12 protein-coding genes are annotated in these 13,117 nt (G+C 58.4%); 6 read left to right on the top strand and 6 right to left on the bottom strand.

All coding sequences use genetic code 11. The features are described 5' to 3' along the window. Positions 1–268: 268 nt before the first annotated feature. Entirely contained in the window at positions 269–1,693 is a 1,425-nt protein-coding gene (locus tag RLEG4DRAFT_RS27585) for an O-antigen ligase family protein (protein ID WP_003581734.1), read from the bottom strand. A gap of 309 nt (positions 1,694–2,002) precedes the next feature. Here RLEG4DRAFT_RS27585 and RLEG4DRAFT_RS27590 point away from each other — a divergent pair, with 309 nt between their 5' ends. After that, positions 2,003–2,602: a transglutaminase-like cysteine peptidase gene (locus RLEG4DRAFT_RS27590; RefSeq protein WP_003581736.1), complete on the top strand. Its 600-nt coding sequence runs from the start codon at positions 2,003–2,005 to the stop codon at positions 2,600–2,602. Positions 2,603–2,869: 267 nt separating this feature from the next. Next, entirely contained in the window at positions 2,870–4,198 is a 1,329-nt protein-coding gene (locus RLEG4DRAFT_RS27595; RefSeq protein ID WP_003581738.1) for a UDP-glucose dehydrogenase family protein, read from the top strand. Between the two features lie 118 nt (positions 4,199–4,316). On the opposite strand, the gene RLEG4DRAFT_RS27600 is transcribed toward RLEG4DRAFT_RS27595, so the two are convergent. Further along, positions 4,317–5,111: a metallophosphoesterase gene (locus RLEG4DRAFT_RS27600; protein ID WP_003581739.1), complete on the bottom strand. Its 795-nt coding sequence runs from the start codon at positions 5,109–5,111 to the stop codon at positions 4,317–4,319. A 663-nt stretch (positions 5,112–5,774) separates the two neighbouring features. Between RLEG4DRAFT_RS27600 and RLEG4DRAFT_RS27605 the strand changes: the two genes are divergently transcribed. Next, positions 5,775–5,978 (top strand): KTSC domain-containing protein, encoded by a 204-nt coding sequence (locus RLEG4DRAFT_RS27605; protein WP_007630795.1) that lies wholly within the window; start codon positions 5,775–5,777, stop codon positions 5,976–5,978. An 81-nt stretch (positions 5,979–6,059) separates the two neighbouring features. Here the strand turns inward: RLEG4DRAFT_RS27605 and RLEG4DRAFT_RS27610 are convergent, their stop codons facing one another. The 3 genes from RLEG4DRAFT_RS27610 to ung form a co-directional block, all read right to left on the bottom strand. After that, positions 6,060–6,665, bottom strand: coding sequence for an alpha/beta hydrolase (locus RLEG4DRAFT_RS27610; RefSeq protein ID WP_003581741.1), 606 nt, complete (start codon positions 6,663–6,665; stop codon positions 6,060–6,062). A 9-nt stretch (positions 6,666–6,674) separates the two neighbouring features. Continuing rightward, positions 6,675–7,607, bottom strand: a complete 933-nt coding sequence (locus tag RLEG4DRAFT_RS27615) for a VOC family protein (protein ID WP_003581743.1) — start codon at positions 7,605–7,607, stop codon at positions 6,675–6,677. Between the two features lie 136 nt (positions 7,608–7,743). Then, positions 7,744–8,445, bottom strand: a complete 702-nt coding sequence (gene ung, locus RLEG4DRAFT_RS27620) for a uracil-DNA glycosylase (RefSeq protein WP_003581746.1) — start codon at positions 8,443–8,445, stop codon at positions 7,744–7,746. A 233-nt stretch (positions 8,446–8,678) separates the two neighbouring features. On the opposite strand from ung, the gene RLEG4DRAFT_RS27625 reads away from it, so the two are divergent. The 3 genes from RLEG4DRAFT_RS27625 (at position 8,679) to RLEG4DRAFT_RS27635 (ending at position 12,008) form a co-directional block, all read left to right on the top strand. Further along, positions 8,679–10,103: a phosphomannomutase gene (locus RLEG4DRAFT_RS27625; RefSeq protein WP_003581748.1), complete on the top strand. Its 1,425-nt coding sequence runs from the start codon at positions 8,679–8,681 to the stop codon at positions 10,101–10,103. A 37-nt stretch (positions 10,104–10,140) separates the two neighbouring features. Further along, entirely contained in the window at positions 10,141–11,568 is a 1,428-nt protein-coding gene (locus RLEG4DRAFT_RS27630; RefSeq protein ID WP_003581751.1) for a mannose-1-phosphate guanylyltransferase/mannose-6-phosphate isomerase, read from the top strand. Positions 11,569–11,702: 134 nt separating this feature from the next. Next, the gene (locus RLEG4DRAFT_RS27635) at positions 11,703–12,008 is read left to right on the top strand and encodes a hypothetical protein (protein WP_003581753.1); all 306 of its coding nucleotides are present in this window, start codon (positions 11,703–11,705) and stop codon (positions 12,006–12,008) included. A 14-nt stretch (positions 12,009–12,022) separates the two neighbouring features. On the opposite strand, the gene RLEG4DRAFT_RS27640 is transcribed toward RLEG4DRAFT_RS27635, so the two are convergent. Further along, entirely contained in the window at positions 12,023–12,979 is a 957-nt protein-coding gene (locus tag RLEG4DRAFT_RS27640) for an endonuclease/exonuclease/phosphatase family protein (protein ID WP_003581754.1), read from the bottom strand. Positions 12,980–13,117: the final 138 nt, after the last annotated feature.

Raw genomic sequence — 13,117 nt, forward strand, 5'->3', positions numbered from 1 at the left:
CCCCTGAAGCTACTGCCCCGCAAACTGACAAAATACAAGACAATCCCCGATCAATAACACTGAAAGCCGATTAACATTCCCCTAACTGTGGCAGGCTGGCAACGCCGAGCCCTTGAGGAAGCGAAAAAACGACCCAGTCCAACTTTTCTGGCGCCGCAAGACCCGAAGGCTAGACCCGCTATAAAATTTCTTGCGTTTCAGAGTCAACAGTTCGCAACTGCACAATCACTATTTTTCAAAAACCTTCATAAACCATCCGTTTAAATTTTTAGCGGCTGAACGGCCGCCCATATGCCGTGTCCGCCTCTCCATTGCTGCGCCCAAGGCTTATGGCGACAACCGCACTGAGGAAGGCGGAATAAAACACCGCAAATCCCGGTATTTGCAGCGAAAAATCGACTGCTGCGTGAAGGGCGACCAGAACCGTTGCGGCCAGGCCAAGGAGAACATACTGCCTGTAACGCCGCCTTTGGGCGAGCCCCTGCCAGAACACTCTGGCAAGCACCGAGAAGACAAGGATTGCCGCGATCGGGAACAATACCCCGAGGCCCAGAAATCCTTCGAGATAGAAATTATGCGCTCGGTCGAAGACGCCGAAAATTCCGCAGGCCGGATCGCGGTAGGCGGAAAAGACCGTCCGGAAGGTTCCGAGGCCGGTCCCGGTTAACCAATGATCCGAAATGGCACGCCATATGCCCGGCAGGATGCAGAACCGATCATCATCCTCGAGCCGCCGCTCTTGCGCGCGCAAAATCGCCTGACCTGCAAACACCGTCAGCAATACGACGACGAAAACGATCGCCGAAAGCAGCTTCAGCATCGAACGCCATCCCGGCGCCGACTTCAGAAAACGCCGCGAGCCGTTCCAATTCATGACCAGCCACGGAAAATAAATGAGAGCGGCAACAGTGGTCGCGAATATGCCGGCGCGCGAGCGGCTCAGCATCAGTGCGGTGAAGCATGCACACAAGAGCAGGATGTAGATCCACGATCTCAGGAGAAGAGTGTTTCGGCCCGGCTCGCCAGGCGGATGGTTCGAATAGGAACGGGTGATATCTCTGACAAGGGTCAGCATCAGCAGCGTACCAAGCCCGAGGAAGGTCGCCGCGGTATTGCGGTTGACGAAAACCGCCGTCAGGCTGTCGAGGTAGGCGTGTTTCTCCACGACGATCAGGATGTTGGGAAACAGTGAAAACTGCAGCAGGCCAAAAACAGCAATGACGCCCGCAGAAAGCCCAAGGCCGGCAAGTACTTTCCTCGCGCGCCGATCAGTATCGCATAAGAGAAGCCCCGTCAGGAACGTGACGAAGGGCAGCGCCACCCAGAGGATCGACGCGAGCGTGTCGGCCGGCTCGACGGAGATCGCCGCGTAATTGACGCCCGCCAGGTCACGCGCGGCGTCCCAAGCGGGATTTGCCAGCCACCGCGAAGGCAGTTCGATCGTCTGAATAAACGTCCACCCCGTCAGAACGATCAGCAGAAACAACGCGATGCCGAAGACCGATCTGCTCTGCCTCGGCTCTCCGAATAGCAGTCCCGAAATAAAGGCGAGAGCAAACATTCCGATCGCCGCGAAGGCGAAGGGAAAGGGCGTGACGCTCCCGAACGGAATGAGTGTCAATATAACCAGACCGATAAAGGCGAAGAGCAGAGCCTCTCGCAAGATCGCCCGGTTGATGAGGTTGGAGAACATTTGAATTCGTTTACCAGAGTAGGCAGGAGCCAAAGATATTGCAACCGAGGCGATTAATTTACACGTACTAACATAAGTTGAACATCAAACACTTGCGTGCTAAAGTGTAACAGAATTCCACATCGTTTAAAATTGTCGCGAAAGGCTTAAGCCAATCGAGACAAGGCCCGGCTATGCTCCTTCCAAGCAGCAGAAACGGGACAGAAGTTCTGCGTCCAATACTTGGCAAATCAGCAGATCGCCATGCCATTGACAGAGAAAAAAGGCAAGCCTGATCTTAATCGGTGGCCGTGAACAGGGATTTAAGAGATGAAGAAGACATTCGTTACACTTCTAGCTCTGGCCTTTACAGCAGGGAATGCCTGCTCGGCATTTGCCGCCGGTCCCGCAGGTTTCGCACGCGGCCTGAATGGCAGTCCGGAGGTCAGCTATATCTCTGAAAAAGGCAAAATCATTCCGCCCTTCGCCCAGGTATTGTTCTGCGCCCAGAACCCGTCCGAATGCCGCGACAATAACGGTCTCTCGGTCGTCGCGCTTACCGATGAGCAGATGCTGCAGCTGAAAAACGTGAACAGCACGGTCAATCGGACGATGATCGGTCGCAACGACCCCCGCAACGAATTGAATGGCGACGTCTGGAAGGTGAACGTCCGCAGCGGCGACTGCGAAGATTTCGCACTCACCAAGCGCAGCCGGCTGATCGCGATGGGCTGGTCGTCGCGCGCTTTGCGAATTGCGACGGCATATACACCCTCTGGTGAGGGACATGCAGTCCTGGTGGTCAGAACCGACAAGGGCGACCTGGTGCTCGACAACAGGAAAAGCACCATTAAAAACTGGCGGGATACCGATCTGCGCTGGGACAAGATTCAATCGGGAACAGACCCCTATGTCTGGTACCGGCTGTAGAAGTTTAGGCGGCCAGAGACCAATCTCGGCCTTTCGGAATTGAAGTCGAGCCGGCTCTGACGAACGGCTCGACTTGTCACATTACCCACACAAACCTATGATTTTTGCTGTCGAGGGGGTGGCCGGCAACGAATTGTCGTGCCCCCAGTTCGATTTTCGATGTGGGTATCAAGCGATCTTCGATATTGTCTTTTCGCCCAGATTAAGTATGACGGACGCCATGCTGCGACGCAGCATGATGTCCTACTCTAATGATTTGAGGGAATTATGCGCATCACGATGATTGGATCAGGCTATGTCGGCCTCGTTTCAGGCGTTTGCTTTGCGGATTTCGGCCACGACGTCATCTGCGTAGACAAGGATCTGAGTAAGATCGAAGCCCTTCGCGAAGGCCGCATTCCGATCTACGAGCCGGGTCTGGAACAATTGGTCGCCGAAAATACCAGCACCGGCCGCCTGTCGTTTTCGACGGATGTCGGCGAAAGCGTCCGTAACGCCGACGTCGTGTTCATCGCGGTCGGCACGCCATCCCGGCGCGGCGACGGCCACGCCGACCTCTCCTATGTCTATGCGGCTGCGCGCGAGATTGCCACCTATGTGGAAGGCTTCACCGTTATCGTCACCAAGTCGACCGTACCGGTCGGCACCGGCGACGAAGTCGAGCGCATCATGCGCGAAACCAATCCTTCGGCGGATGTCGCCGTCGTTTCCAATCCGGAATTCCTGCGCGAAGGCGCGGCGATCGAAGATTTCAAGCGTCCCGACCGAATCGTCGTCGGGCTGAACGACGACCGGGCGCGCGAAACCATGACCGAGGTCTATCGTCCCCTTTACCTCAACCAGTCCCCCCTGGTCTTCACCACCCGCCGCACGTCGGAGCTGATCAAATATGCGGCCAATGCGTTCCTCGCGATGAAGATCACCTTCATCAATGAGATCGCCGATCTCTGCGAGCGGGTCGACGCAAACGTCCAGGACGTTTCGCGCGGCATCGGTCTCGATGGCCGTATCGGCGCCAAGTTCCTGCATGCCGGCCCGGGTTACGGCGGCTCGTGCTTCCCCAAGGATACGCTTGCTCTTGCCAAGACGGCGCAGGACTACGATGCGCCGGTCCGTTTGATCGAGACGACGATCTCGATCAACGACAACCGCAAGCGGGCGATGGGACGCAAGGTCATCTCGGCCGTCGGCGGGGACATTCGCGGCAAGAAGATTGCGATTCTCGGCCTGACCTTCAAACCGAACACCGACGACATGCGCGACAGCCCGGCGATTGCCGTTATCCAGACCCTGCAGGACGCCGGTGCCCAGGTGGTCGGCTACGATCCCGAGGGCATGGAGAACGCCCGCAAGGTGATCGAGAACATCGAATATGCGAGCGGTCCCTATGAAGCGGCTGCTGATGCGGATGCGCTTGTCATCGTCACCGAATGGAACCAGTTCCGCGCGCTCGATTTCAATCGCCTGAAGCAGTCGATGCGCGCCCCGGTCCTGGTCGACCTGCGCAATATCTACCGCAGCGACGAGGTCCGCAAACATGGCTTTGCCTATACCGGCATCGGCACCAATCTCTATCAGGATTCGACAAACGCCTGATAGGTTCTGGTGAACCGTTATCATTCTGACGCCGCGGAGCAAAAACCCGCGGCGTTTTTGGTTTTTGGCGCACCGCGGCGAAAAGCCTGAACGGTTTCGGGCGGCATCACGCCTTCATCTAATTAAGAAGCCCGACCCGCGTTCCTTTTATCGTCAGCACAGTCAGCCGGCCCGTCGCCGAGACCGCCGTGTCGATGCCGATCCGTTGCGGACCGAATGTCGGGGTTCGCGCCGGGGTATGCCCGTGGATCACGAGGACGGGAAGCTGCGGCCCATCATCCAGGAAGGGTTGGCGGATCCACATCAGGTCGCTGTCCTTCTGCTTCTTGAGATCGATGCCCGGTTTGATGCCGGCATGGACAAACACCACCCTGCCCATCCGCAGCATGATCGGCAGCGATTCCAGAAATTGGATATGCCGCTCGGGGATCATGTTGCGAATGACGCGGGTAATCATTTCGCTTCCAGCCGCCGACTGCAGCAGGTGCTCGATATCGATACCGTATGAGTGCAGTGTCTCCGTCCCGGCAAAGCCGAGCCATTCAAGAATGTGCGCCGGTTTGCGATAGAGCTTCACCAGCTCCGCATCGTGATTGCCGCACAGAGCGAAACGCTGAAATCCTGGCGGCGGGCTCTTGCTCAGGAACTCCAGCACCGCGCTCGAATCGGGGCCGCGATCGACATAATCGCCGAGCATGACGATCAGTTTCGGCCCCGGAATGCGCGCGGCATCCTCCTCGATGCGGCGATGCGCCTCGATGAGCTCTTTATAACATCCGTGAACATCGCTCATCGCATAGACGGCAGCGAATTCGCCTTCGGCAAAGGTCAGCCGAGCGCGTCCCTTACGGTTGCCGGCCAGTATCGGTATCTGTTGTCGCCACGGCCCGAGATAATTAAACATGTAACCCATTTATGAGGTCCGACAGCCCGCGAGGTTGTCGGCCATTTCCTGCCCATCCTTGCATGGGTATCAGGCTCAGTGTTCAAAAAGAAATGGGCGTGATCACGGCCTCATCGAAATTGTAACGGGAACCCGGCATGAAGGGCCCGCACGGGCGTCGATCTCTGCCGGAACGGTCTCCTCCCCACGGGACACTGCAGCCTCGCGTCGAATCACCTAATCCTCACATCGTCACTTGCAGCGAATCTTCCCACAAATCCGCTTTCCGAGGCACATCGTCCTGCTCCTTACGCAACGCACTCCGACAGCGAAATTACGATTGCGAGAAACGGCAATCTGTATTCGGCCGTTTTGGAAGGGCATCACGGTTAATATTGCGCTGTATTTTGGTAGATGAGGGTTAATTCAGCGTTAAGCCGTATTATTCGTCCCAGCGGCGGCTGTGTCAGTCGCCAGTTCTCCAGGAAACAGAATTTCCGGTAATCGGATTTCCACAGGGGACACATCCGAAAAAGCTGCAAAAATCAACTATAGAGAGAGCCTGTAGAAAAAAATGAACGTTTAAGCTTATCGTGCTTGACGCTACTGCGCCAGCACATGATGATGGCGCATTGCGAGCGTGAATGACATTTCTTTACCGGAAATCCCAGATCCAAAACTGCGGGGTGCAAAGTGGAAACTGCGGTTGATTCGAAACTTATCGAGGCGATCACCTACGACGAAGACAGCCGGCATCTACGGGTCTATCTGACAAACGGTCAGAGGCGGGAATATGAAGGCGTCCCAAAGGGCGTCGTCGTCGGATTGACGATGGCGGAATCCCCGGGAAATTTTTATATGACGGCAATCAGGGGCAAATATCCTCCCCGCCCCTGATGATCTATCATTCCAGCTAGGATGCGGGACCGGCATTCACCGGCCCCGCAAATCAGCACCACCGACCGGTGGCACACTCCATCAATTGCCACTGAAGAAATCGCGAACTGCATCGATCTCGAGCGGCGCAATCTCGTGGCCGCCGGGATGCCAGACCGTTTTGACGTCCGCGCCGCGATCTTTCAAATGCTGCGACAGCGCCTCGGTCACCGGGACGGGAGCGATCGGGTCCCGCTGCCCGGCCGTGACCAGCACCTTTCTCCCCGCAAGGCTTGCCCGGGCTTCGGGCTGAAACGGAATGAGCGGGTGCATCAGAACCGCCGCATCGAAGATGCCCTTCTCGATCAGCACATTGGCAAGAATGTTTGCGCCATTCGAAAAACCCAGACCGAGAATTTGGGAAGCCTGGTGCTCGTCAGCCAATGCCTTGACATAGGCGGCAATCTTCTCCGTTGCCCGTGAGAGGTCGGCCATGTCGTAGACCCCCTCCCCGGTGCGCCGGAAGAACCGCGCCGCGCCATATTCGGAAACGTCGCCGCGTGGCGACAGAACCGTCGCTTCGGGCAGCAGGCGCCGGCCGAAATCGAAGAACTGGTTCTCGTCGCCACCGGTGCCATGCAGCACCAGCAGAATGGGTTTATTAGGTGCACCGGCATGCAGCCGGTGCACATATCCAGCTTCGGTCATATCGACTCCTTACGCTTCGAGCGGCTGCAGGTGCTGCTCGAGCAGCGCGCGAAGATGGGCGTGCTGCTGCGGCAGCTTCAGGGCTTCGCCGAGATGGGCCGTATCCTCGTCGCGGTTAAAGCCTGGCTCATTGGTCGCGACCTCGAACAGCACGCCGCCCGGCGTGCGGAAATAGATCGCCCAGAAATAATCGCGGTCGATCACCGGCGTCACCTGATAGCCGGTGTCCATCAGCGCCTTGCGCACCTCAAGCTGCTTCTCGCGGTTCTCGACGGCGAAGGCGACGTGGTGGACCGAGCCGGCGCCGGGAAGCGCGCGAGCAATGTTCGGCATGGTCTCGAGATCGATAAGATGCGCGCCGTTGCCGTCAGGCTTGATCAGCCGCTTGACGCCGTCCTTTTCTTCCCCGACCTCATAGCCCATGAACTTCAGCAGTTCGGCGGTGGCGCCCTCGTCCCTGAGCCGCATGGCGACGGAGTGGAAGCCGCGAATGGCGTGGTCCTCGCTGATGCCGCCATGAGTCCAGGGCTGGCGGGCATCATCCTTGACCTCGACCAACGCGAAGCCGTCGCCATCCGGACCGGCGAAGTTCAGGCGTTTCTCGCCGAAGCTTTCCTCGGCCTTCAGGCCGCTGACATTGAGCGCAGCAAAGCGGTCGCTCCAGAAGCCGAGCGAACCTTGCGGAACGGAAAACACCGTGGTGCCGACCTCGCCGGTGCCGGGACGGCCCTGCGCCATCTTCGGGAACGGGAAATAGGTCATGACAGAGCCGGGCGCACCGGTCTCATCACCATAATAGAGGTGATAGACATCCGGCGCGTCGAAATTCACCGTCTTCTTGACGCGGCGCAGGCCAAGCGCATGGGTGAAGAATTGGTTGTTGGTTCGGGCATCCTGCGCCATCGACGTGACGTGGTGCAAACCCTTGATCTGATCGAGCATATGAAACCCCTTTCTTGCCCGCAACTCGCGGGCTTTCGATGGGGCTAAGATGCGCGCTGAAGCTCCCCGGGAACAGACCCTCAGATCAAAACGCATTGTCTTCTTTTAGTGAACGAACACCAACCAACGTTCACACCTAGGCGTCTTCGGGATTGGCCGGCAATTGCCAGTCGATCGGCGTGCGTCCGCGTGACTGCAGGAAATCATTCGCCTTCGAAAAATGCCCGCAGCCGAAAAATCCGTTATGGGCCGAGAGCGGCGATGGATGTGGTGCCCTGAGCACGAAATGCCGCGTCGTATCGACGAAAGCGGCCTTGCGCTGGGCATAGGAGCCCCAGAGCATGAAGACGACGGATTCGCACTCGTCGTTGACCTTGCGGATGACCGCGTCGGTGAACTTCTCCCACCCCTTGCCCTGATGGGCGGCCGCTTGGCCCTCCTCGACGGTCAGCACGCTGTTCAGCAGCAGCACGCCCTGTCTTGCCCAATGTTCGAGGAAACCGTGACGCGCCGGCGCTATGCCAAGATCCGTCTGCATTTCCTTATAGATATTGACGAGGGAGGGCGGAATGCGCACGCCCGGCCGCACGCTGAAACACAGCCCGTGGGCCTGCCCCAACCCGTGATAGGGGTCCTGACCGAGAATGACGACCTTGACGCTGGAGATCGGCGTCAGGTCGAGGGCACGGAAATATTCACCGCCTCGGGGGAAAATCCGCTTGCCGACCTGCTTCTGCGCGACAAGAAAGGATCTAAGCTGCTGCATATAGGGGCTTGAGAACTCACCCGCCAAGGCGGCTTTCCAGCTCTCTTCGAGACTGACTGATGTATCGCTCATCCAGCAAACCCTTCGCATATGACGAAACAACGGACACACGGTTCTAACAAAATCGATCTACGCTGCAATGCCTGTCGGCTCGGCAATGGGTCTACACCTTCGGAATCGGCCCGAGAAGATGACAAGAGGCTGTCCGCGGCACGGTCTTCCGTTTAACTATATGACGGCTTTGGTATTTACGCCGGCAGGCGGCCTGAGTAGAACCGTTAGATAAACCGGAGACATGTCTTCAAATGAAATTCGGCACGAGCGGCCTTCGCGGGCTTTCAGTGGATCTCAAGGGACGCGCCTCTGCGCTTTATGCAACGGCGTTCGGCAAATATCTGCTGCAGACCGGCAAAGCGCAGGTCGGCGATGCCATCCTGATCGGCCGCGATTTTCGCGATTCGAGCCCTGAAATCTCCGGAAATTGTGCCGGCGCACTCGCGGCGCTCGGCTTCCGGGTATTGGACTGCGGCAATGTCCCGACACCCGCCCTTGCCCTCTATGGCCTCGAGAGCAACGCGGCGTGCCTGATGGTTACGGGCTCGCATATTCCGGCAGACCGCAACGGCATCAAGTTCTATCGCCCCGACGGGGAGATCGACAAATCGGACGAGGCGGATATCACCGGACGGGCGGCCGAGATCGAACGAACCGGCGAGGCCGTTGCAGAGGCACCGGGTAAGACCGAAGATCATGAGGCGATCTGCCGGCAGCTCTTTTTCGAACGTAATGCCGGCCTGCTGCCGCAAGGCGCGCTATCCGGCCTGAAGATCGGCGTCTACCAGCACAGCACTGTCGCCCGCGACCTGCTGGTCGACGTTCTCGCCCATTACGGCGCCGAAATCTCCGCTCTCGGGCGTTCGGAGAGTTTCATTCCCGTCGACACCGAGGCCGTTTCCGACGAGACGGTCACGTTGCTGAAGCGCTGGGCGTCCGAGCACAAGTTCGACGCGATCGTCTCGACCGATGGCGACGGCGACCGCCCGCTGGTCGCAGACGAAACCGGCATGCCGCTGCGCGGCGACCTTCTCGGCCTTGTCGCAGCCAATTTTCTCGGCGCCGGCACGGTAGTGACACCGGTGACCTCCAATTCCGGCATCGAGGCCGCAGGCTCTTTCGCCGTCAGGCGCACCCGCGTCGGCTCGCCCTTCGTCATCGCGGACATGGACGAGGCCGTAGCCGCCGGCGCGGATCATGTGATGGGCTTTGAAGCCAATGGCGGGCTGCTGACCGCAACCCCTTTCGATATCAACGGCAGATCCGTTCGCGCCTTGCCGACGCGCGATTGTTTTCTTCCGATGCTCGCGATCCTGTCGCTCGCCGCTACTCGCAGGCAATCGCTTTCGGCGGTTGCCGCCTCCTATCATCTGCCCTTTGCCGCCGCCGATCGCCTGGAGAATTTTCCGTTGGAGACGAGTGCTGCGCTGATGGAGCATCTGCGCGCCTCCAATGAAAACCTTGTCGCTTTCCTGCAGCCGGTCGGCGAGGTGGCGGCGAAATCCGACATCGACGGCCTTCGCGTGACGCTGAAAGACGGCAGGATCATTCACTTCCGCCCTTCCGGCAATGCGCCCGAAATGCGCTGCTACGTTGAAGCCGGGAGCGAAACCGACGCCCTGGATCTGCTGAAGACAGGGCTCACCCGAATTACGGACTGGGCAGACGCCCGCTAAACATGCCACGAACAAGCTTTTTTCAAGGAACCCGCCTATGACGCAGAAAATCGTTCCCGTGATCATGGCCGGCGGCAAAGGCACGCGGCTCTGGCCGCTCTCCCGTGCCACCGCACCGAAACAGTTCATCCAGTTCGTCGGCAACAAGACGCTGTTTCAGGAGACGCTCGAACGCGTTTCCAACCCGGAGCTTTATGAAGCCCCGATCGTCGTCACCAATGAGGAATTCCGCTTCCTGGTCGCCGAGCAGGCCCGCGCGCTAGCCGTCCCACTCGCCGCCGTGCTGCTTGAGCCCGTCGCCCGCAACACCGCCGCCGCGGTGGCCGCCGCCGCCACCCTTGCCACCGAGCTCTTCGGCAAGAACGCCATCATCCAGATGCTTGCCTCGGATCACGAGATCCTCGCCGACAAGAGCTATTTCGATTGCATCCGCATCGCCCGCGACGCCGCGGCTGACGGCAAGCTCGTCACCTTCGGCATTAGCCCAACCGAGCCGGCAACCGGTTACGGCTATATCGAGATCGGCGATGCGCTCAAAAACGGCGCCCACAAGGTTAGCCGCTTCGTGGAGAAGCCGGCGTTGAAAGAGGCCGAGCGCATGCTCGCCGACGGCGGCTTCTACTGGAACTCCGGCATCTTCATGTTCCCGGTGGCGGAACTCATCGACGAACTGCAGGAATATGCCCCCGATGTGCTGAAAGCGGCGAGCAAGGCTGTTTCCAAGGCAAGCCGCGACCTCGACTTTACCCGCCTCGACGCCGACCATTTCGCCAAGAGCCCCGACATCTCAATCGACTACGCGATCATGGAAAAGACCTCCAAGGCTGCCGTCGTCCCCTCGCCGTTCAAATGGTCGGACATGGGAAGCTGGGATTCCGTCTGGAAATCGGGCGTGCGTGATGACAACGGCAATGTCGCCGCTGCCAACACCACCGTCGTCAATACGCGCAACTCATTGGTCATGACCCACGGCGTGCATCTTGCCGTCCAGGGCATGGAGGATGTGGCCGTCATCGCCAGCGAAGACGCCGTCTATGTCGGACCGCTCAAAGACAGCCAGAATGTCGGGCAATTGGTCAAGATGCTGGCCTCCTCTTCCGCCACGGCGAAATTCACCGAAACCCATCCGACATCCTATCGTCCCTGGGGCGGCTACACCTCGATCTTCAACGGCGATCGTTTTCAGGTGAAGCGTATCTTCGTTACGCCGGGCAAGAAGCTTTCGCTGCAAAAACACCACCATCGCTCCGAACACTGGGTCGTCGTCAAGGGAACGGCCGAGGTGACGGTCGGAGAGACCGTGCGGATGCTGCGCGAAAACGAGAGCGTCTATATTCCGCTCGGCGAAGTCCATCGCCTCGCCAATCCCGGTAAGATCCTCCTCGAACTGATCGAGGTACAGACGGGCTCCTATCTCGGCGAGGACGATATCATCCGCATTGTCGATGAGTTCGGAAGAACGTAACATCGTAGCCGAACTGCCGGCCAGGCCCAAACAATGCGCCGACTTTTCCGGCGCGACCGCCATCGCTGTTGAATTCGCTATTGGAAGTCTCGTAGAATGCACGTACCGAAAGACATGACTGGAGATATCCCCTGATGCGCATCCTGCCCGCCCTCGCCGGATTTCTTGCAATCATGGTCCCGGGAATGGCGTTTGCCGAAACCGGAAAGATGCGAACCGCAAGCGAGGCCGAAATCCGCGAGCACCTGCCGGGCACGTCGGAACTAAAAGAAAGCAGCAACGGTTACGAATATCGCCAGGGCAATGCCAATGGCTATAAAATAAGCAATGGCCAGGTGTGCGTCCGCTTTCCCAACAAGTCGACCGACTGCGTCAACGTGAAGACCGACGGCGAGAAATTTCAGATGATCGACAAGAAGGGCGGCAGGACGAAATTTTGACTTTGACCGGCAACTTATTTTGCCGGTGAATTTTCACCGTTCCCGTCAAGAACGAATTCGGCGATCAAACCGGAATGGTTCGAGCCAAGATTGTCATCGAGACGCCTCAGCGATGTCAGATGAAGCGGCGGGCGCGCAAATATGTGATCGATGGCGATCCCCCATGAGCCGGCCGCAATCGGCCATGTCGCCGGTTCGGGCGCGATCGTCTTCAGTCCCTGTTTACGCAGGAAAGCCTGGATGCTCGGGGCGATTGACGAAGAATTGAAATCACCTGCCAGCACCACAGGGCCGTCGATCGAACCAAGCGTTTTGGCGAGATCTTCCAATTCAGCCATCTGGAAATCGTCGAAGTATGGTTTGGTCAGATGCGCCGAAACCAGATTGATGGTTTCGCCGCCGAACTCGACGCTCGATATAACCAGCCTGTTTTTCCGCAGACTGCCCATGCTTGCGACCTGCCGGCTGACGAACGGGCGTTTGGACAGCACCAGCGTATCGCACGTATCCTTCCCGGTGTCGCAGCCGATATGATAGGGATAGGCCTTGAACAATTGCTGCAAATGGAAGGTCAGCGGCTTGGCTTCCAGCAAATTGACGACATCGGCGTTCGAAGCGATCACCATGTCGGTGATTGCAGTCGAGTTTGTCCAGTTGTCGATCGCGATGTTGAACGACATCAGACGAAAAAGCGGCGGCCTGTCCGTGCCTCTCTCCTCCCCCGAAAACTCGCGCAGCATGATGACGCCGTGAGCGAGGAGCAGAAGCGAGACAAACAGCAGGACGAAGCCGTAAATCTGTCGTCTGACAGCCAGAATGATCAGGCTGGCGGCAACAAAGACCACGCCGAAGTGCATCTGAAAGCTGTAGAGAAAGGACAGCAGCCAGAAGTTCGTGACATAGCGTAAGGACACGATCGCGATGGCAACGGTCAGAAACGCACAGAGAATCCAATAAATTATCTCTCTCATCGATCCCGACCTGCTTGCAGACGACCCGCCGGCCATAACATGCAGGCGACTATGCCGCAATGCAACATAATGACCGATGCCGCGGCCGGCCTTGGACGACATCGACGGGCCGCCGTCGTCCGGCAGGCGAATATGCCG

Source organism: Rhizobium leguminosarum bv. trifolii WSM2297, assembly GCF_000271845.1.